This is a genomic window from Rhodococcus aetherivorans, assembly GCF_025722975.1.
Classification (GTDB): Bacteria; Actinomycetota; Actinomycetes; order Mycobacteriales; family Mycobacteriaceae; genus Rhodococcus; species Rhodococcus aetherivorans.
Genome location: NZ_CP106982.1, coordinates 3,507,048 through 3,526,549 on the forward strand (window position 1 = coordinate 3,507,048; position 19,502 = coordinate 3,526,549).

At 72.2% G+C, this 19,502-nt stretch carries 18 protein-coding genes; 8 read left to right on the top strand and 10 right to left on the bottom strand.

All coding sequences use genetic code 11. The annotated features are described in order from the left end of the window. Nucleotides 1-182 precede the first annotated feature (182 nt). From tkt to pgl, 5 genes are read left to right on the top strand one after another with little or no spacing between them, the layout of a single operon-like run. A complete protein-coding gene (tkt, locus tag OCS65_RS15750) occupies nt 183-2,285 on the top strand; it encodes a transketolase (protein ID WP_029543638.1) in 2,103 nt (700 codons plus the stop codon). A gap of 5 nt (nt 2,286-2,290) precedes the next feature. Continuing rightward, nucleotides 2,291-3,427 carry a transaldolase gene (tal, locus tag OCS65_RS15755; RefSeq protein ID WP_029543636.1) on the top strand — a complete coding sequence of 379 codons (1,137 nt, stop codon included), beginning with the start codon at nt 2,291-2,293 and terminating at the stop codon, nt 3,425-3,427. A 4-nt stretch (nt 3,428-3,431) separates the two neighbouring features. Continuing rightward, nucleotides 3,432-4,973 (top strand): glucose-6-phosphate dehydrogenase, encoded by a 1,542-nt coding sequence (gene zwf, locus OCS65_RS15760; protein WP_006936597.1) that lies wholly within the window; start codon nt 3,432-3,434, stop codon nt 4,971-4,973. After that, nucleotides 4,970-5,878 carry a glucose-6-phosphate dehydrogenase assembly protein OpcA gene (gene opcA, locus OCS65_RS15765; protein ID WP_373566476.1) on the top strand — a complete coding sequence of 303 codons (909 nt, stop codon included), beginning with the start codon at nt 4,970-4,972 and terminating at the stop codon, nt 5,876-5,878. Before zwf ends, opcA begins: the two co-directional genes overlap by 4 nt. After that, on the top strand, nt 5,871-6,638 hold the full coding sequence (pgl, locus tag OCS65_RS15770) for a 6-phosphogluconolactonase (RefSeq protein WP_029543632.1): 768 nt from the start codon (nt 5,871-5,873) through the stop codon (nt 6,636-6,638). Before opcA ends, pgl begins: the two co-directional genes overlap by 8 nt. Before the next feature lie 3 nt (nt 6,639-6,641). Here pgl and OCS65_RS15775 read toward each other — a convergent pair whose 3' ends face one another. Then, nucleotides 6,642-6,803, bottom strand: a complete 162-nt coding sequence (locus OCS65_RS15775) for a hypothetical protein (RefSeq protein ID WP_155951779.1) — start codon at nt 6,801-6,803, stop codon at nt 6,642-6,644. A gap of 150 nt (nt 6,804-6,953) precedes the next feature. Between OCS65_RS15775 and OCS65_RS15780 the strand changes: the two genes are divergently transcribed. From OCS65_RS15780 to OCS65_RS15790, 3 genes are all read left to right on the top strand, one after another. Next, complete coding sequence (locus OCS65_RS15780) at nt 6,954-7,442, top strand: SRPBCC domain-containing protein (protein ID WP_006936589.1); 489 nt, start codon at nt 6,954-6,956, stop codon at nt 7,440-7,442. Between the two features lie 11 nt (nt 7,443-7,453). Continuing rightward, the gene (locus OCS65_RS15785; RefSeq protein ID WP_006936588.1) at nt 7,454-7,648 is read left to right on the top strand and encodes a hypothetical protein; all 195 of its coding nucleotides are present in this window, start codon (nt 7,454-7,456) and stop codon (nt 7,646-7,648) included. Between the two features lie 160 nt (nt 7,649-7,808). Then, on the top strand, nt 7,809-9,695 hold the full coding sequence (locus tag OCS65_RS15790) for an alkyl/aryl-sulfatase (protein ID WP_263507265.1): 1,887 nt from the start codon (nt 7,809-7,811) through the stop codon (nt 9,693-9,695). A 37-nt stretch (nt 9,696-9,732) separates the two neighbouring features. Here the strand turns inward: OCS65_RS15790 and OCS65_RS15795 are convergent, their stop codons facing one another. The 9 genes from OCS65_RS15795 to rapZ form a co-directional block, all read right to left on the bottom strand. Further along, nucleotides 9,733-10,143 (bottom strand): nuclear transport factor 2 family protein, encoded by a 411-nt coding sequence (locus OCS65_RS15795; RefSeq protein WP_006936582.1) that lies wholly within the window; start codon nt 10,141-10,143, stop codon nt 9,733-9,735. Between the two features lie 94 nt (nt 10,144-10,237). Then, a complete protein-coding gene (gene ppc / locus OCS65_RS15800) occupies nt 10,238-13,009 on the bottom strand; it encodes a phosphoenolpyruvate carboxylase (protein WP_263507266.1) in 2,772 nt (923 codons plus the stop codon). A gap of 70 nt (nt 13,010-13,079) precedes the next feature. Further along, complete coding sequence (gene secG / locus OCS65_RS15805) at nt 13,080-13,313, bottom strand: preprotein translocase subunit SecG (RefSeq protein ID WP_003939471.1); 234 nt, start codon at nt 13,311-13,313, stop codon at nt 13,080-13,082. Between the two features lie 73 nt (nt 13,314-13,386). After that, the gene (tpiA, locus tag OCS65_RS15810) at nt 13,387-14,169 is read right to left on the bottom strand and encodes a triose-phosphate isomerase (protein WP_263507270.1); all 783 of its coding nucleotides are present in this window, start codon (nt 14,167-14,169) and stop codon (nt 13,387-13,389) included. 1 nt (nt 14,170) lies between these two features. Continuing rightward, nucleotides 14,171-15,382 (bottom strand): phosphoglycerate kinase, encoded by a 1,212-nt coding sequence (locus OCS65_RS15815; RefSeq protein WP_006937693.1) that lies wholly within the window; start codon nt 15,380-15,382, stop codon nt 14,171-14,173. A 20-nt stretch (nt 15,383-15,402) separates the two neighbouring features. Beyond that, nucleotides 15,403-16,422, bottom strand: a complete 1,020-nt coding sequence (gene gap, locus OCS65_RS15820) for a type I glyceraldehyde-3-phosphate dehydrogenase (RefSeq protein ID WP_006937692.1) — start codon at nt 16,420-16,422, stop codon at nt 15,403-15,405. A gap of 177 nt (nt 16,423-16,599) precedes the next feature. Next, nucleotides 16,600-17,577, bottom strand: coding sequence for a DNA-binding protein WhiA (gene whiA, locus OCS65_RS15825; protein WP_170914087.1), 978 nt, complete (start codon nt 17,575-17,577; stop codon nt 16,600-16,602). Further along, the gene (locus OCS65_RS15830; RefSeq protein WP_029543623.1) at nt 17,574-18,641 is read right to left on the bottom strand and encodes a gluconeogenesis factor YvcK family protein; all 1,068 of its coding nucleotides are present in this window, start codon (nt 18,639-18,641) and stop codon (nt 17,574-17,576) included. The genes whiA and OCS65_RS15830 overlap by 4 nt, the downstream gene beginning before the upstream one ends. Next, nucleotides 18,638-19,492, bottom strand: a complete 855-nt coding sequence (gene rapZ, locus OCS65_RS15835) for an RNase adapter RapZ (RefSeq protein WP_170914089.1) — start codon at nt 19,490-19,492, stop codon at nt 18,638-18,640. Before rapZ ends, OCS65_RS15830 begins: the two co-directional genes overlap by 4 nt. Nucleotides 19,493-19,502 lie beyond the last annotated feature (10 nt).

A 19,502-nucleotide genomic window follows, 5' to 3' on the forward strand; every position in this document is an offset into this window, starting at 1 on the left:
TGTCTCCTTGCACCACGCGATTACGCACCTTCGCTCGCCGTCGCCCTACTACGAACGATGGTAGACGTCGCGCAGGCCCGGACCGAATCGACCCGCAAAGCGCAGCACATTACTCTGGAGGGGCGCTCGAGGCTTTCGCGCCCGCACGCTCCCCGTATACCCATGTCAGGAGACTTCTGCTCGTGTCGATCACAGACGAGATCCGCTCTCTCACCCAGGCAGTGCACCCCGCCGACTGGACCGACCTCGACACCAAGGCCGTCGACACCGCCCGCGTGCTCGCCGCCGACGCGGTCCAGAAGGTGGGTAACGGACACCCCGGCACGGCGATGAGCCTGGCCCCGGTGGCCTACACGCTGTTCCAGAGGGTGATGCGGCACGACCCGACCGACCCGCACTGGGTGGGGCGGGACCGGTTCGTGCTCTCGTGCGGGCACTCGAGCCTGACCCTCTACATCCAGCTGTACCTGTCGGGCTACGGGCTCGAGCTCGCCGACCTCGAGGCGCTGCGCACGTGGGGTTCGAAGACCCCCGGCCACCCCGAGTTCGGGCACACCGCGGGGGTGGAGATGACCACCGGCCCGCTCGGGCAGGGCCTGGCCTCCGCCGTGGGCATGGCGATGGCGGCGCGCCGCGAACGCGGCCTGTTCGACCCGGACGCGGCGACCGGCGCGAGCCCGTTCGACCACCACGTCTATGTCCTCGCCTCCGACGGCGACATCGAGGAGGGCGTGACGTCGGAGGCCTCGTCCCTCGCGGGCGTGCAGCAGCTCGGCAACCTGATCGTCTTCTACGACGACAACAAGATCTCCATCGAGCACGACACGGCGATCGCGCTCGGTGAGGACGTCGCCAAGCGCTACGAGGCGTACGGCTGGCACGTGCAGACCGTCGAGGGCGGCGAGAACGTCACCGCGATCCTCGACGCCGTCGAGGCCGCCAAGGCCGTCACCGACAAGCCGTCGCTCGTCGTGCTGCGCACCATCATCGGCTACCCGGCGCCGACCAAGATGAACACCGGCGACGTGCACGGCGCCGCCCTCGGCGCCGACGAGGTCGCCGCCGTCAAGACCGCCCTCGGCTTCGACCCCGCCAAGCACTTCGACGTCGACCCGGCCGTGATCGAGCACACCCGCGCCGTCGTCGAGCGCGGCGCGGCGGCCCGCACCGCATGGCAGGCCGAGTTCGACGCGTGGGCGGGCCGGGAGCCGCAGCGCAAGGAGCTGTTCGACCGGTTGCAGTCCGGGGAGTTCCCGGCCGGCTGGACCGAGGTGCTGCCCACCTACGAGCCGGCCGCCAAGGGCCCGGCCACCCGCAAGGCGTCCGGCAGCGCCCTCGCCGCGCTCGGTCCGGTGCTGCCCGAGCTGTGGGGCGGTTCGGCGGACCTGGCGGGCTCGAACAACACCACGATCCCCGGCTCGGATTCGTTCGGCCCGGTGTCGATCTCCACGAAGGACTGGAACGCCCAGCCGTACGGGCGGACGCTGCACTTCGGCGTGCGCGAGCACGCGATGGGTTCGATCCTCAACGGCATCGCCCTGCACGGCCCGACCCGCCCCTACGGCGGCACCTTCCTGGTGTTCAGCGACTACATGCGTCCCGCGGTGCGGCTCGCCGCGCTCATGCAGACCCCGGCGATCTACGTGTGGACCCACGACTCGATCGGCCTCGGCGAGGACGGCCCGACGCACCAGCCGGTCGAGCACCTCACGGCGCTGCGCGCCATCCCCAACCTGGCCGTGATCCGCCCCGGCGACGCGAACGAGACCTCGTTCGCGTGGGCCGCCGCGCTGGAGAACAAGACCGGCCCGACCGCCCTGGCCCTGACCCGCCAGGACGTGCCGGTGCTGGAGGGCACCCGCGAGAGGGCCGCCGAGGGCCTGGCCCGCGGCGCGTACGTGCTGGCCGAGGCGTCGAGCGGCACCCCGGAGGTGGTGCTGCTCGGCACCGGCTCGGAGTTGCAGCTCGCCGTCGCGGCCCGCGAGGTCCTCGAGGCCGACGGCGTCCCCACCCGCGTGGTGTCGGTGCCGGTCCTCGACTGGTTCCTCGAGCAGGACCAGGCGTACCGCGACGCGGTGCTGCCGCCGGCGGTGCGTGCCCGCGTCTCCGTCGAGGCCGGCCTGGCGATGCCGTGGTACCGCCTGCTCGGCGACGCCGGTGAGGCCGTTTCGCTCGAGCACTTCGGCGCCTCCGCCGACCACAAGACCCTGTTCCGCGAGTTCGGCATCACCGCCGAGGCCGTCGTCGACGCCGCCCGCCGCTCGCTGACCCGAGTGAAGGGATGATCCCGATGACCCAGCAGGTAACCCAGAACGAGAACCTCGCCCAGCTCTCGGCCGCCGGTGTGTCCGTGTGGCTCGACGACCTCTCCCGGGACCGCATCGAGTCCGGCAACCTTGCCGAGCTGATCGCCACCCGCAGCGTGGTGGGCGTGACCACCAACCCGTCGATCTTCCAGGCCGCGCTCAGCAAGGGTCACGTCTACGACGCCCAGGTCCGTGAGCTCGCCCTGGCCGGCGCCGACGTGGACACCACCATCCGCACCGTCACCACCGACGACGTGCGCGCCGCGTGCGACGTCCTGGCCCCGGTGTTCGAGGCCACCGGCGGCGTCGACGGCCGCGTCTCCATCGAGGTCGACCCGCGGCTGGCGCATTCCACCGATGCGACCGTGCAGCAGGCGATCGAGCTGTGGCGCATCGTGGACCGCCCCAACCTGCTCATCAAGATCCCCGCGACGGTGGCCGGCCTGCCCGCCATCGCCCGCGTGATCGGCGAGGGCATCAGCGTGAACGTGACGCTGATCTTCTCGGTCGAGCGCTACGAGCGGGTCATCGAGGCCTACCTCGACGGTCTGACCGCCGCCAAGTCGGCCGGCCACGACCTGTCGACGATCCACTCGGTGGCCTCGTTCTTCGTCTCCCGCGTCGACACCGAGATCGACGCGCGGCTCGAGGCCATCGGCACCCCCGAGGCCCTCGCGCTGCGCGGTAAGGCCGGCGTCGCCAACGCCCGCCTGGCGTACGCGGCGTACCGCCGGGCGTTCGAGTCGGGTGCCCGGTTCGAGCAGCTCGCCGCCGCCGGGGCGCGGCCGCAGCGCGCTCTGTGGGCGTCGACCGGGGTGAAGAACCCGGAGTACTCGGACACCCTGTACGTCACCGAGCTGGTCGCCCCGCACACGGTCAACACCATGCCGGAGAAGACCCTCGAGGCCGTCGCCGACCATGGGGAAGTCACCGGCGACACGGTCACCGGCACCGAGAAGGCCGCCGCGAACGTGTTCTCCGCGCTGTCGACGATCGGGGTGAACCTGCCCGAGGTGTTCCGCAAGCTCGAGGACGAGGGCGTCGAGAAGTTCGAGGTGTCCTGGAACGAGCTGCTCGCCGCCACCTCCGAGCAGCTGATCGCGCACGGCGCGAAGAGCTGACGCGGTGCGCGAACCCGAGACGGCGGCGTGGGTCAACCCACTCCGGGACGAGCGCGATCGGCGGCTGCCCCGGATCGCCGGGCCGTGCGCCCTGGTGATCTTCGGGGTCACCGGTGACCTGGCCCGCCGCAAGCTGATGCCGGCGGTGTACGACTTGGCCAACCGCGGCCTGCTGCCGCCCGGGTTCGCGCTCGTCGGCTTCGCCCGGCGGGACTGGGTCGACGAGGACTTCGGCCGGGTCGTCCACGACGCGGTGAAGGCCAACTCGCGCACCAAATTCCGCGAGGAGGTGTGGAACCGCCTGGCCGAGGGCATTCGCTTCGTGCAGGGCAGCTTCGACGACGACGCCGCGTTCGCCGAACTCGCGTCGACGCTCGCCGAACTGGACAAGGCCCGCGGCACGGGCGGCAACCACGCCTTCTACCTCTCCATCCCGCCGAATGCGTTCCCGGTGGTGTCGGCGCAGCTGAAGCAGTCCGGGCTCGCGATCGCGCGGGAGGGCACGTGGAGCCGCGTGATCATCGAGAAGCCGTTCGGCCACGACCTGACGAGCGCCCGGGAGCTGAACCGGCTGGTCGCCGAGGTGTTCCCCGAGGAGGCGGTGTTCCGCATCGACCACTACCTCGGCAAGGAGACGGTGCAGAACATCCTGGCGTTGCGGTTCGCGAACCAACTGTTCGACCCGCTGTGGAACGCGCACTACGTCGACCATGTCCAGATCACGATGGCCGAGGACATCGGCCTCGGCGGCCGCGCCGGCTATTACGACGGCATCGGCGCCGCCCGGGACGTGATCCAGAACCACCTGTTGCAGCTGCTCGCGTTCATCGCCATGGAGGAACCGATCAGCTTCGACCCGGCCGAGTTGCGGGCGGAGAAGATCAAGGTGCTCTCCGCGACCAGGCTCGCCGAGCCCCTCGACGAGACCACCGCCCGCGGCCAGTACATCGCGGGCTGGCAGAACGGCGGTCAGGTCGTCGGCCTGCACGAGGAGCAGGGCTTCGCGGCCGACTCGACCACCGAGACGTACGCGGCGATCACGTGCGAGATCGACACCCGCCGCTGGGCCGGAGTGCCGTTCTACCTGCGCACCGGCAAGCGCCTGGGCCGGCGCGTCACCGAGATCGCGATCGTGTTCAAGCGGGCCCCGCACCTGCCGTTCGATCAGACGATGACCACCGAGCTCGGCCAGAACGCACTCGTGATCCGGGTGCAGCCGGACGAGGGGGTCACCCTCCGCTTCGGCTCCAAGGTGCCCGGGTCGGGCATGGAGGTCCGCGACGTCAACATGGACTTCAGCTACGGCCAGGCGTTTACCGAGTCCTCCCCCGAGGCGTACGAGCGGCTCATCCTCGATGTGCTGCTCGGCGTGCCGTCCCTCTTCCCCGTCGACGACGAGGTCGAGCTGTCGTGGAAGATCCTCGACCCCGTGCTCGAGCACTGGGCGGCACACGGTAAGCCCGAACCGTACGAGGCCGGCACCTGGGGACCGTCGGCGGCCGACGAGATGCTCCGTCGCTCGGGCCGCGAATGGAGACGCCCGTGAGAATGCAGTTGCGCAACGCGACCGCGATCGACATCAGCAAGCAGCTGGTCCAGCTGCGGCAGACCGGGGGCATCGTCACGCAGGGGCGCGTGCTCACGCTGGTGGTGTGCACCGACGGTCCGCGCGGACTCGAGGCCGCGATCACCGCGGCCATCGGGGCGTCGCGGGAGCATCCGTGCCGTGTGATCGTCGTCGGCCGCGGCCGCGCGGGCGGCGAACCGCGCATGGATGCGGAGATCCGCATCGGCGGCGACGCCGGCGCCTCGGAGGTGCTGATCCTCGCGTTGCACGGCCCGCTCGCCGACCACCAGGAATCGGTGATCGTGCCGTTCCTGCTGCCGGACACCCCGGTGGTGGTGTGGTGGCCGAACACGCCCCCGGAGGTGCCCGCGGCGGATCCGGTGGGCCGGCTCGCCGTGCGTCGCCTGACGGACGCGACGAACTCGTCGCGCCCCATGGCCGAGATCGTCTCCCGGCTGCCCGGCTACACCCCCGGCGACACCGACCTCGCGTGGGGCCGGATCACCTACTGGCGGGCGTTGCTCGTCTCCGCGCTCGACCAGCCGCCGTTCGAGCCGATCGAGTCGGCGCTGGTGTCGGGGCTCGGCAGCGAACCCGCGGTGGATCTGCTCGCGGGCTGGCTCGCGAGCCGGATCGACGGCCCGGTCCAGCGCGCGGTGGGCGATCTGCGGGTCGAACTGCGCACCCGCACCCAGACGATCTCGCTCGAGCGGCCCCAGGACGGGCGTGTCGCGACGTTGCGGCGCACCGGTAAACCCGATTCGCTGATCACGCTCGCACGCCGCGACTCCTCGGAATGCCTCGCCGAGGAACTGCGACGGCTCGACCCCGACGAGGTGTACCACTCGGCCCTGACCGCACTGTCCAAGGTGGAGTATGTCTGACGTGCACGACACTTCCCAGAACGTCCGCGTGCGGCGCTGCGAGACGGGCGACGACGTCGCGCGAGCGGCCGCCGCAGCCTTCGTCGAGGCCGTGGTCGCCGCGCAGCACGCCCGCGGCCGCGCGTCGGTGGTGCTCACCGGGGGCGGCACCGGTATCGCCGTGCTCGATGCGGTCCTGCGTGCCCCCGGTGGGATCGACTGGTCCGCGGTCGACGTGTACTTCGGCGACGAGCGATATCTGCCGCCGGGCGACCCGGAGCGCAACGAGGTCCAGGCGCGCGCGGCGCTGCTCGACCACGTGCCGCTCGATCCGGCGCGGGTGCACGCGATGCCCACCCTCGACGAGGCCGGGGCCGGTTCCCCCGACTCGGCGGCGCGCACGTACGAGGAGGTGCTCGCCGCGAACTCCCCCGACGGCACGACCCCCGAGTTCGACGTGCACCTGCTGGGCATGGGCGGCGAGGGCCACATCAACTCCCTGTTCCCGCACACCGACGCGGTGCGCGAGCAGGACCGCTTCGTCGTCGGCGTCGAGGACTCCCCCAAGCCGCCCGCCGCGCGGGTCACGCTCACCCTTCCCGCGATCCGTCGCGCCCGGCAGGTGTGGCTGCTCGTCACCGGTGCGGCCAAGGCCGAGGCCGTCGCGGCCGCGGTGGGCGGCGCCGCCCCGGTGGACGTCCCGGCGGCCGGGGCGCGGGGCCGCGAGCAGACCGTGTGGTTCCTCGATGCGGAGGCCGCCGCGGCACTGCCCGCCGACTGACCGTCACCGCCACGGTCCGTCCCGGTCGGGCTCGCCCGCCCGTGGATCCGGGGGCCGGCAGCCGTCGGTCACGCCGCAGCGCAGGCGCGCGGTCCAGCTCGGGTTGCGGGTCGTGTGCAGCCCGGTGAGGCGGGCACGGCTGCAGCGCACCGTCCTACGGTCCATGGTGGGGCTCCTCCCCTGTGGTGTTCCCTGCCTCGTTCGACGCCGCGGCCGCCCCGGCGGTTCCCCGCCGAGTCGGTCCGACCCCGAACCCGGCAGGGTGACACCCGGCGGATCACAATGGGGACAGCACTGCGTGGAAAGGAGCGTTCGATGAGCACCCCGACCACCGTCCTCGGCGAGATCCGTCCCGAGCACGGCTGTCCGGACGGGTCCTCGCTCGTGACCCTGCACTACGTGCGCAGTTTCGCGCTGCCGGTGGGCGAGGTGTGGGCGGCGTTGACCGAGTCGGACCGGCTCGAACGCTGGTACGGACGGTGGACGGGCGACCCCACCTCCGGACGGGTGCGGCTGACGATGACCGACGAGCACGACACGGCGACGACGGACGTGCGGATCCTGCGCTGCGATCCACCCCACGAGCTCGGCGTCGACCAGGACGGGTGGCATCTCGAGGTCACCGTGAAGCAGGTCGGTGTCGTCACCACGCTCGAGTTCTCCCACCGGCACGTACCGCGGTCGGAGACCTCGGAGGTCGGTCCCGGCTGGCAGTACTATCTCGACCGGCTCGACGCCGTGCTCGCCGGCCGCGCCCTGCCCCGCTGGGACGGCTACCTCGACCTCGCCGACGAGTACCGCTGAACACCGCACAGGTGCTGGGCCGGCTCGCCGACGCCCTCGGCCACCGCGGAATCCGTCTGTACCCGGCCCGCGACAGCGGGGTGGTCCGCGACGTGCTCGTCGCCGCCGGGGACGAGGCCTTGCTCGCGCACGCGCATCCGACCGTGGAGGCGGCGGGCACCGCTGCCCGCGTCGAACTGGACGAGGCCGACGGTCCGGATCGGTGACTGCGCCCGCGCACGCCGGAGCCGCACGCTCCGTCTGCACGGGTCCGGCCGCCTCGCCGGCGGCGGGCAGCGCCGGCGGCGGATTCCCCGATTCCGTGCACCCGCCGCGACGGGCCGACCGTACCCTCGACACAGCCGAGATTCCGAGGAGGGCGGCGTCATGAGCGCAGGCGGTGCCAGCGAGACGACCCGGCGGAACCTGCAGGCCGCGGCGGCCGCGCTGCCCGCGGACGACGGGCAGGATTCCGAGGACGTGACGCGCGGGTTCGTCGGCCGCAGCGAGCAGCGGCGGATCACCGGCGCGGACGGGCGGGTGGTGTGGGACCTCGACGCCTACGCGTTCCTGGACGGGTCCGCGCCGGAGACGGCGCATCCGAGCCTGTGGCGGCAGGGACGGCTGCTCGCCGAGGACGGCCTGTTCGAGGTGGTGCCGGGGATCTACCAGCTGCGCGGATTCGACCTGTCGGTGATGACCGTCGTCGAGGGTGAGGCCGGGGTGATCGTGATCGACCCCCTGATCAGCGCGGAAACCGCCGCGGCTGCCCTGGCCCTGTACCGCGGGTACCGCGGCGACCGACCCGTCTCCGGGATGATCTACACCCACTCCCACGTCGACCACTTCGGCGGTGTCAAGGGTGTGCTCGACCCGGGGCTCGTCGAGGCCGGGACGGTCCCCGTCGTCGCCCCGGCCGGGTTCCTCGAACACGCGGTGGCGGAGAACCTCTTCGCCGGCACGGCGATGTCGCGCCGCTCGGGCTACATGTACGGCGCGGCGCTCGAGAAGGGTCCGGCCGGTCAGATCGGGGCCGGGCTGGGCGAGACCACCTCGGCCGGCACCGTCACGCTCATCGCGCCGACCGTCGACATCACCGCGACCGGGCAGGAACTCACCGTCGACGGGGTGCGGATGGTCTTCCAGCTCACCCCCGGCACCGAGGCCCCGGCCGAGATGAACATCTGGTTCCCCGATCGGCGAGCCCTGTGCGCGGCGGAGAACGCCACCCACACCATGCACAACATCCTCACGCTGCGCGGCGCGGTGGTGCGCGACGCGCACGCCTGGGGCCACTACCTCAACGAGACGATCGGCCTGTGGGGCGACGCACTCGACGTCGTGTTCGCCTCGCACCACTGGCCGACGTGGGGCCGCGAACGTGCGCTCGAATTCCTGTCCGTGCAGCGCGACATGTACCTGTACCTGCACGATCAGACGCTGCGGATGATGAACCAGGGGCTCGTGGGCGCGGAGATCGCCGAGCGGTTCGAGATGCCCCCGGCCCTGGCGGCCGCGTGGCACACCCACGGCTACTACGGCTCGGTGAGCCACAACGTCAAGGCGATCTACCAGCGGTACATGGGGTGGTACGACGGCAATCCCGCCAACCTGTGGGCCCATCCCCCGGTCGAGGCAGCCCGCCGGTACGTCGACGCCATGGGCGGCGCCGACGCCGCCCTCGCCGTCGCGCGGGACGCCTTCGAGGAGGGCGACTACCGCTGGGTGCTCGAGGTCTGCAAGCATCTGCTGTTCACCGACGACACCGACCAGGCCGCCCGGGCCCTGCAGGCCGACGCGATGGAGCAACTCGCGTACGGCTCCGAGAACGGCACCTGGCGCTGCATCTACCTGGCCGGCGCGAAGGAGCTCCGCGACGGGATCTTCGGCTCGCCCGTGCAGTCCTCGGGCGACTTCCTCGATGCGCTGACCGTCCCGCAGCTCTTCGACAGCCTGGCCGTGCGGGTGGACGGGCCGCGCGCGTGGGACCTGCGGCTCGTGATCTCGTGGATCCTCACCGACCTCGGGATCACGTATCTCACGGAGCTGCAGCACGGCGTGCTCAACCACCGGACCGTCGACGCGCCGCTGCCGGGCAGCACGGTGTTCACCCTCACCCGCCGCACGCTGATCGGTGCGCTCACCGGGCAGCTGGATCCGGCGACGGCCCTCGCGGACGGGACGATCGCGGTGACGGGCGACCCGACGGTGGCGGGCCGGCTCTTCGAGGTGCTCGCACCGGTGGATCCGGACTTCGCGATCGTCACGCCCTGACTCCCGCCGCTGCCGGGACCGCGGCGCGGTCCGGAGGTCAGCCGGGCCTGAGCACGGCGGCGTCGCCGAGGTCGTGGGACACGGTGAAGGTGCGGGAGGTCAGGCGCCAGCCGTCCCGGGTGCGGGTCCACCGATCGTCGTATTCGCCGAAACACTCGTAACTCGCTCCGGCGGCCGGACCCGCGCCCTGATGGTGGACGCGGGCATACGTCAGTGACCGGGCCCGGTCGCCGTCGACCTCGACACGGTGGTTGCCCAGCAGATGCTGCGACGGTCCGCAGCCACCGAGGTGCGCGCGGACCACGGCGACGATGCCGTCGCGGCCCGCGGCACCGTAGCCGGTGGCAGAGTCGGTGAAGGCGGCCCCGAGGGCCTCCCAGTCGCGGCGGTCGAGGGCGGCGGCGAGCTCGGCGAGCCGTTCGATGATCTGTTCGCGGTCGTGTGTCACCTGTCCCGTTGTAGCGGGCTCACGGCCGTTCGGGGCGCCGTCTTCCCGCTGAGCGGGCACGGGGCCCCGGCGTTCGGCCGCTGTCACCCCGCCGCTAGCCGCTGTTGCGCAGCGCGGTCGCGAGCCCGTTCATCGTCAGCTGGATGCCGCGGCGGACCCGGTCGGTGTCCTCGCCCGCGCGGAATCGGCGCAACAGTTCGACCTGCAGGTGGTTCAGCGGCTCGAGGTACGGGAAGCGGTTGTGCACCGATCGGGCCAGCGCCGGGTTGTCCGCGGTCAGGTCGGGGTGACCGGTGACCGCCAGGTAGGTGCGCACGGTGCGGTCGTGTTCGGCGGTGATCTTGTCGAACACCCGGTGCCGCAGATCGGGATCGGGCACCAGCTCGGCGTAGCGCGCCGCGAGACCGAGGTCGGACTTGGCCAGCACCATCGCCATGTTGGACAGCACGGTGCGGAAGAACGGCCAGCGGCGGTACAGGCCGGTGAGGGTGGCCAGACGCTCGTCGTCGCCGCCGATCCAGGTCTCGACGGCGGTGCCGGTGCCGTACCAGCCGGGCAGCATGACCCGGGACTGGGTCCACGCCAGCACCCAGGGGATCGCCCGCAGGTCGGCGATCGACGACGTCGGCTTGCGGGAGGTGGGCCGGCTGCCGATGTTCAGGGCCCCGATCTCCGCGACCGGCGTGGCGGTCCGGAAGTACTCGACGAAGCCGGGGGTCTCGTGTACCAGGTCGCTGTAGGCGGTGCGGGCGAGTTCGGCGAGCTCGTCGAGCACCGCGTACGCCGGGGCGGCGTCGCTGCCGAGTCCCTCGACGTCGAGGAGGGTGGACTCGAGGGTCGCGGCGACGAGTGATTCGAGGTTGCGGCGCGCCAGCTTCGGCTCGGCGTACTTCGCGGCGATCACCTCGCCCTGCTCGGTCAGCCGCAGCGAGCCGGCGACGGCCCCGGGCGGCTGCGCGAGGATCGCGTCGTAGCTCGGGCCACCGCCGCGGCCGACGGTGCCGCCGCGGCCGTGGAACAGGCGCAGCCGGATCCCGGCGGTGCGCGCGGCCTCCACCAGGTCGAGTTCGGCCCGGTACAGCGCCCAGTTCGCGGCGAGGTACCCGCCGTCCTTGTTCGAATCCGAGTAGCCCAGCATGACCTCCTGCACGCCGCCGGCGGCGTCGACGAGGTTGCGGAACTCGGGGACGGCAAGGGCGGCGGTGAGGATCTCGGCGCCGTGCCTCAAATCGTCGATGGTCTCGAACAGCGGGATCACCGCGACCGGGCAGCGCGGTCCCGCGACGTCGTGCTCGACGAGACCGACCTCGTCGAGCAGGATCACGGCCTCGAGCAGGTCCGACACCGACCCGCACATGCTGACGATGTAGTGCGGCACCGCCTGGGGTCCGAGACGCGCGACGGCGTCGGCGGCGGCGCGCAGCACGCCGAGTTCGCGGGTGGTGTCGGCGCCGAGCCGCGCGCCGGGCGCGCTGAGGGGCCGGCGGGTGCGCAACTCCGCGGCGAGCAGGGCGACCTTCTCGTCCTCGGGCAGGGTCGGATAGTCGTCGGTGACGCCCGCCCAGGCGAGCAGTTCGGCGATCACCCGGCCGTGCACCTCGGAGTTCTGCCGCAGGTCGAGGGAGGCGAGGTGGAAGCCGAAGGCCTCGACGGCGCCGCGGACGTGCGCGAGCCGGTCGTCGGCGAGGGCGGCGCCGCCGCCGGCGCGCAGGGCGACGTCGAGGATGTCGAGGTCGGCGAGCAGGTCGGCGGGCGTGTCGTAGCCGGCCAGTGGGCTCGGCAGCGCGTGCGGGGGCGGTTCGTCCAGCAGTCGCGCCGCGGTGGCGGTCAGGCGGCCGCGGATGCCGCGCAGCGCGCGGCGGTACGGTTCGTCGGCGCGCGACGGGGCGTCGTCACCGGAGGCGTCGGCGAGCCGGCCGAGGTCGTCGGTGATGCGGACCAGGCGCGCGGACATCGACAGTTCCCGCTCGAGCTGTTCGAGCTCGGCGAGGTGGTGGCCGAGGGCGGTCGCGGCGGCCCGGTCGGTGGCGCGGTGGACGACCTCGGCGGTCACGTTGGGGTTGCCGTCGCGGTCGCCGCCGATCCAGGTTCCGGTGCGCACCAACGGGTCCGGCAGCAGGGGGACGCCGGGCCAGCGTTCGCGCAGGGCGCGCCGGACCTCGGCGTTGAGGGCCGGGACGACGCGGAACAGGGAGGCGTCGTAGTACCGCAGGCCGACCTCGATCTCGTCCTGGATGCGGAGGCGGGCGAGCCGGATGAGGGCGGTCTGCCACAGGGTGAGGATCTGCCGCCACAGCTGCAGGTCGATGTCGGAATGCTCGTCGGGCTCGGCGCGTTCGCGGCGGCGCATGAGGTCGGTGATGCGGCTCTGCACGTCGAAGACGGTTCGGCGGCGGGTCTCGGTGGGGTGGGCGGTGATCACCGGGGAGACGAGGGCGCCGTCGAGCGCGGCGGCAACCTCGGCGGGGTCGAGTTCGGCGGCGTCGAGTTTGCGGTAGGTGGCGGCCAGCGAGCTGTCCTGTGCCGGTTCCCCGGCGCGCACGTGCACGGCGCGGCGGCGTTCGCGGTGCAGGTCCTCGGCGAGGTTCGCCAGCAGCGCGAAGTGGCTGAAGGCGCGGATGACGGGGAGGGTGTCGTCGGTGGGGACGTCGGCGAACATCGCCGCGACCTCGGCCCGGTCGATCTCGGAGCGGCGCACCCGGAAGCTCTCGACGCGGGCGCGTTCGACGAGGGCGAAGAGGTGCTCGCCGGCCTGTTCCCGGACGATGCGGCCCAGCATCCCGCCGAGCAGCCGGATGTCCTGGCGCAGGGGCTCGGTCGCGGAGCGGGACCCGGAGGGGTCGGCCGGGCGGGCGGTATCCGTCATCCGGTCAGTATCGCGGCCGACGCACGACGGCGCGACCCGGAATTCCGGGTCGCGCCGTCGTGCGGAGCGATCAGCTGAACTTGATCTGCAGGCCGATGCCGAGGATGGCGATCAGCCAGACGATGCCGGTGAAGACGGTCAGCCGGTCGAGGTTCTTCTCGGCGACACTGGAGCCGGACAGGCTGGACTGGACACCGCCACCGAACAGGGTGGACAGACCGCCGCCCTTACCGCGATGCAGCAGCACGAGCAGGATCAGCAGCAGGCTGGTGGTGATCAGCAGGATGTCGAGGAACAGTGCCATGGCGCCAGACTACAGGGCGCCGTCGCGGCGTCCTTCCGGGCCTCGGGGGGATCCGGAAGGGCGCCGCGGGTGCTTACAGCGGGCCGCCCGCGGCGATCGCGGAGAGCTGTGCGAACTCGTCGGCCTTGAGCGAGGCGCCGCCGACGAGACCGCCGTCGATGTCGGGCTGAGCGACGAGCTCGCCGACGTTCTTGGCGTTGACCGAGCCGCCGTAGAGCACGCGGACGGCGTCGGCGACCTCCGGGGAGGCGAGCTCGGCGAGGGTGGCGCGCACCGCGGCGCACACCTCCTGGGCGTCGGCAGCCGAGGCCACCTTCCCGGTGCCGATGGCCCACACCGGCTCGTACGCGACGACGATCTTCGCAATCTCGTCGGACGAGAGCCCGGCGAGGGACCCGCGCAGCTGGGCGATGTTGTGGGACACGTGCCGGCCGGCCTCGCGGACGTCGAGGCCCTCGCCGATGCAGACGATCGGGGTCAGCCCGTGCCGCAGGGCCGCCTTGGTCTTGGCGAGCACGATCTGGTCGGTCTCGCCGTGCAGCGTGCGCCGCTCGGAGTGGCCGACGACGACGTAGGCGCAGCCCAGCTTGGCCAGCATCGCACCGCTGATCTCGCCGGTGTAGGCGCCGGAGTCGTGGGCGGAGACGTCCTGGGCACCGTAGGTGAGCAGCAGCTTGTCGCCCTCGATCAGCGTCTGGACGCTGCGGATGTCCGTGAACGGCGGCAGCACCGTCACGTCCACCTTCTCGAGGTACTTCTCCGGCAGCGCGAAGGCGATCTTCTGCACCAGGGCGATGGCCTCGAGGTGGTTGAGGTTCATCTTCCAGTTGCCGGCGATGAGCGGCTTACGGGTCATCTCAGGCCTCCAGTGCAGCGATGCCGGGCAGTTCCTTGCCCTCGAGGTACTCGAGGGAGGCGCCGCCGCCGGTGGAGATGTGCGAGAACCCGTCCTCGGGCAGGCCGAGCAGGCGCACCGCCGCGGCCGAGTCGCCGCCGCCGACGACGCTGAACGCGCCGGCGCGGGTGGCCTCGACGATCGCCTCGGCGACCCCCTTGGTGCCGGCCGCGAACTTCTCGAACTCGAACACGCCCATCGGGCCGTTCCAGAACACGGTCTTGGCGCCGGTGAGGTACTGGGCGAACCGGGCCACCGACTCGGGGCCGATGTCCAGGCCCATCCAGCCGTCCGGGATCTCGGTGACGGGCACCGTCTCGGCCTCGGCGTCGGCGGCGAACGCGTCGGCGACGACCACGTCCTGCGGGATGTGGATGACGTCGCCGAACCGCTCGAGCAGGCCCTTGCAGGTCTCGGTCATCGACTCCTCGAGCAGCGAGTTGCCCACCGAGATACCTTGCGCCGCAAGGAAGGTGAAGCACATGCCGCCGCCGATGACGAGGGTGTCGACCTTGGGGGCGAGGGCCTCGATCACGGCGAGCTTGTCGGAGACCTTCGAGCCGCCGAGCACCACCGCGTAGGGCCGCTCCGGATCGGCTGTGAGCTTGGCCAGCACCTCGACCTCGGCGGCGACGAGGTTGCCCGCGTAGTGCGGCAGCAGGTTCGCCACGTCGTACACCGACGCCTGCTTGCGGTGCACCACACCGAATCCGTCGGAGACGAACGCGCCGTCCTCGCCGACGAGTTCGACGAGCTCGCGCGCCAGCGCCTGCCGCTCCGCCTCGTCCTTGCTGGTCTCGCGCGGATCGAAACGGATGTTCTCGAGCAGGAGGATGTCGCCGTCGGTCAGGCCCTCCGAGCGGGCCAGCGCGTCCTGTCCGACGACGTCGCCGGCGAGCTGGACGTTGCGGCCGAGCACCTCACCGAGCTTCGCCGCGACCGGGGCGAGGGAGAACTTCGGATCGGGCTCGCCCTTGGGCCGGCCCAGGTGGGCGGTGACGACGACCTTCGCGCCCGCCTCGGCGAGCGCGGCGATCGTCGGGGCGGACGCGACGATGCGGCCGGGGTCGGTGATCGTCGCGCCGTCCAACGGGACGTTGAGGTCCGAGCGCACCAGCACGCCACGACCCTCGACGCCGGCGTCGAGCAGATCCTTCAGGGTCTGAACTGCCACTGTTCGACTGTCCTGTTCGGTCAGAGGGACTTCGAGACCAGGCCGATGAGGTCGACCAGGCGGTTGGAGTAGCCCCACTCGTTGTCGTACCAGGAGACGATCTTGACCTGGTCGTCGATGACCTTGGTCAGGCCGGCGTCGTAGATCGACGAGTGCGGGTCGGTGACGATGTCGGAGGAGACGATCTCGTCCTCGGTGTACTTGAGGATGCCCTTGAGCGGGCCCTCGGCGGCCGCCTTCATCGCCGCATTGATCTCCTCGATGGAGGCGGGGGTGGCGAGGTTGGCGGTCAGGTCGGTGACCGAGCCGGTCGGGATCGGCACGCGCAGGGCGTAGCCGTCGAGCTTGCCGACCAGCTGCGGCAGGACGAGGCCGATGGCCTTGGCGGCGCCGGTGCCGGTGGGCACGACGTTCAGGGCGGCGGCGCGGGCGCGGCGCAGGTCCTTGTGCGGGCCGTCCTGCAGGTTCTGGTCCTGGGTGTAGGCGTGGACCGTGGTCATCAGGCCCTTGACGATGCCGAAGCTGTCGTCGAGGACCTTGGCGATCGGGCCGAGGCAGTTGGTGGTGCACGAGGCGTTGGAGATGATGTTCTGGCTGCCGTCGTACTTGTCGTCGTTGACGCCCATCACCACGGTGAGGTCCTCACCCTTGGCGGGCGCCGAGATGATCACCTTCTTGGCGCCGGCGTCGAGGTGGCCCTTGGCCTTCGACGCGTCGGTGAAGATGCCCGTCGACTCGACGACGACGTCCACGCCCAGGTCGCCCCACGGCAGCGCGGCCGGGCCTTCCTTGACCTCGAGCGCCTTGATGCGGTGGTCACCGACGACGATGGTGTCCTCACCGTCGAGGCTGACGTCCTGCGGCAGGCGGCCGAGGATCGAGTCGTACTTGAGCAGGTGGGCCAGAGTCGCGTTGTCGGTGAGGTCGTTGACCGCGACGATCTCGATGTCGGTGGTGCCGAGCGCCCTCTGCGCCTCGACAGCCCGGAAGAAGTTACGTCCGATACGACCGAAGCCGTTCACGCCTACCCGGACAGTCACAATTACGCTCCTTTGCCCATCTCTGCTGGTTGTGCCAGTGGTGCCCACCGCGGTGCCGGAGACATCGGCGCCGGTCGGCAGGACTCATCGGTCGATGTGACCCCTACCCTATCTGCGGGGCCGGCGGGGCGCGGCAGGAGGCCCGCGGCGGCGCGGCCGCCGCCCGGGGCCGGCCGGCTAGGCCTCGTCGAGCAGCTCCGGGGTCACCGCGGATTCGGTGTCCGGGATGCCGAGATCCTTGGCCCGGCGGTCCGCCATGGACAGCAGCCGGCGGATGCGTCCGGCGACGGCGTCCTTCGTCATCGGCGGGTCGGCGAGCTGGCCCAGCTCCTCGAGCGACGCCTGCCGGTGCTGCACGCGCAGGGCACCGGCCGCGGCGAGGTGGTCGGGCACGTCGTCGCCGAGGATCGCCAAGGCCCGCTCGACGCGGGCGGCCGCGGCCACCGCGGCGCGCGCGGAGCGGCGCAGATTGGCGTCGTCGAAGTTGGCGAGCCGGTTGGCGGTGGCGCGGACCTCCCGCCGCATCCGGCGCTCCTCCCAGGTCAGCCGGGTGTCCTGGGCACCCATGTGGGTGAGCAGCGCGCCGATGGCGTCGCCGTCGCGGACGACGACCCGGTCGGCGCCGCGCACCTCGCGGGCCTTGGCGGCGATGCCGAGGCGCCGGGCGGCGCCGACGAGCGCGAGCGCGGCCTCCGGGCCCGGGCAGCTGATCTCGAGGGCGGACGAGCGGCCCGGCTCGGTGAGCGAGCCGTGGGCGAGGAATGCGCCGCGCCACGCCGCCTCGGCGTCGGCGATGCTGCCGCCGACGACCTGCGCGGGCAGGCCGCGGACCGGGCGGCCACGCACGTCGAGCAGGCCGGTCTGGCGGGCCAGGGCCTCGCCCTCCTTGGCGACGCGCACCACGTAGCGCGAGCTCTTGCGCAACCCGCCGGCGCCGAGGACGTGCACCTCCGCGGAGTAGCCGTAGAGCTCGAAGATCTCGCGGCGCAACCGGCGGGCGATCGACCCGAGGTCCACCTCGGCCTCCACGACGACACGGCCCCCGACGATGTGCAGCCCGCCGGCGAAGCGCAGGAGGGCGGACACCTCGGCCTTGCGGCTGCTGGTGCGGGTGACCGCCAGCCGGCTCAGCTCGTCCTTGACCTCCGCTGTCATTGCCACGTGGGGATCTCCCTTCCGTCCCGCTGCGCGAGGTCCCGGGGGCGGGCCGCGTCGGGCAGGTGTTGAGCCAGGACCGCCGCCAGCTTGGCGGGGTCGTGTCGGTGGGTGCCGGTCTCCGCCACGTCGGCGTAGACCACCTGGGCGCCGAATCCGGCGGCGGCCCGGCACAGGTGTTCGCGTTCCCGGCCCTCGGGCACCGATGCGGAGTCGACCACCACGTGGTCGACCCGGAACTCCGGGGCGTGCTGGGCCAGCACGTGCAGGTGCCGCTCGGAGGAGAACCCGGCGGTCTCCCCCGGTTCGGCGGCCAGATTGAGCACCAGCACCTTGCGGGCCGGCGCCGTCACCAGCGCCTCGAGCAGGTCGGGGACGAGCACGTGCGGGATGACGCTCGAGAACCACGAGCCGGGCCCGAGCACGACGAGGTCGGCGGCGCCCACCGCGTCGAGCGCGTCGGGACACGCCGGGGGGTCGGCCGGGATCAGCCGCACGCGCCGGACCTTGCCGGGGGTGGTGGCGACGGCGACCTGCCCCCGGATGATGCGGCTGGCCCGCGGATCCGATTCGAGGCCGGACACGTCCGCCTCGATGTCGAGGGCGATCGGCGACATCGGCAGCACCCGGCCGCGCACCTCGAGCAGTTCGGCGACGCGGTCGAGGGCGGCCACGGGATCGCCGAGGACCTCGGTCAGCCCGGCCAGGATGAGATTGCCCACCGAGTGGCCCGCGAGCGCGCCGGTGCCGCCGAACCGGTGCTGCACCGTCTCGGTCCAGGTGTGCACCCCGGGGGTGTCCGCGGCCAGCGCGGCCAGCGCCATGCGCAGGTCGCCGGGCGGGATGACGCCGAGTTCGGCGCGCAGCCGGCCGGAGGAACCGCCGTCGTCGGCGACGGTGACGACGGCGGTGACGCGGTCGCTGAGCCGGCGGACGGCGCTGAGCGTGGCGTACAGGCCGTGGCCGCCGCCCAGGGCCACGATCGACGGATTCGGCGCGGTGCCCTGCCCGCCGGCCGGGCCGCCGGTCCCGGGCGCCGGGGCCGCGGAACCGGGCCCCGTCATTCGCGCCCCAGATCCCGGTGCGCGACGTGCACCGACAGCGTCGGGTCGGCGTCGAGCCGCGCGGCGAGCGCCTCGCTCATCGCCACGCTGCGGTGCTTGCCACCGGTACAGCCCACCGCGATCGTCATGTAACGCTTCCCCTCCCGGCGGTAACCGGCCGTGGTCAGTTCGAGCAGCCGATGATAGGTCTGCAGGTATTCCTGCGCCCCGTCCCGGCTCAGCACGTAGTCGCGGACGTCGACGTCCTGGCCGGTGTGCGGACGCAGCTCGGGCACCCAGTGCGGGTTGGGCAGGAACCGCACGTCGCACACCACGTCCGCGTCCATCGGCAGACCGTACTTGAATCCGAACGATTCCACGGTGACCCGGATCGAGTCGGCGTCGCCGTCGCCGAACGCGGACTCGATCTTGCGGCGCAGTTCCGGACCGGACAGCGACGACGTGTCGACCACCAGATCGGCGGCGGCCTTGACCGCGGCGAGCTGGGCGCGTTCGGTGGCGATGCCGTCGGTGAGGGTGCGGTCGGCGGCGTCGGCCTGCAGCGGGTGGCTGCGGCGGACCTGCTCGAAACGACGCACGAGGACCTCGTCGGTGGCCTCGAGGAACAGCACGCGGGTGCGCACGGGCCGGGCGGCCAGTTCGGTGACGACCCAGCCGAGGTCGCCGGTGAACAGGCGGCTGCGTACGTCCATGACCACGGCGAGGCGCTGCAGCGGCGGGTCGGCCCGCACCGCGAGATCGACCATCGAGGTGACCAGCTGCGGGGGCAGGTTCTCGGCGACGAACCAGCCGAGATCCTCGAGGGCCGTCGCGGCGGTGCTCAGACCGGCTCCGGACAGGCCCGTGACCAGGGCGACCTCC

Coding starts and splice junctions, on each gene's coding strand:
- pgl (WP_029543632.1), top strand. CDS start 5,871: ATGTCTGACGTGCACGACACTTCCCAGAACGTCCGCGTGCGGCGCTGC.
- OCS65_RS15775 (WP_155951779.1), bottom strand. CDS start 6,803: ATGGACCGTAGGACGGTGCGCTGCAGCCGTGCCCGCCTCACCGGGCTG.
- whiA (WP_170914087.1), bottom strand. CDS start 17,577: ATGACAGCGGAGGTCAAGGACGAGCTGAGCCGGCTGGCGGTCACCCGC.
- OCS65_RS15780 (WP_006936589.1), top strand. CDS start 6,954: ATGAGCACCCCGACCACCGTCCTCGGCGAGATCCGTCCCGAGCACGGC.
- tal (WP_029543636.1), top strand. CDS start 2,291: ATGACCCAGCAGGTAACCCAGAACGAGAACCTCGCCCAGCTCTCGGCC.
- tpiA (WP_263507270.1), bottom strand. CDS start 14,169: ATGACCCGTAAGCCGCTCATCGCCGGCAACTGGAAGATGAACCTCAAC.
- secG (WP_003939471.1), bottom strand. CDS start 13,313: ATGGCACTGTTCCTCGACATCCTGCTGATCACCACCAGCCTGCTGCTG.
- OCS65_RS15830 (WP_029543623.1), bottom strand. CDS start 18,641: ATGACGGGGCCCGGTTCCGCGGCCCCGGCGCCCGGGACCGGCGGCCCG.
- ppc (WP_263507266.1), bottom strand. CDS start 13,009: ATGACGGATACCGCCCGCCCGGCCGACCCCTCCGGGTCCCGCTCCGCG.
- OCS65_RS15790 (WP_263507265.1), top strand. CDS start 7,809: ATGAGCGCAGGCGGTGCCAGCGAGACGACCCGGCGGAACCTGCAGGCC.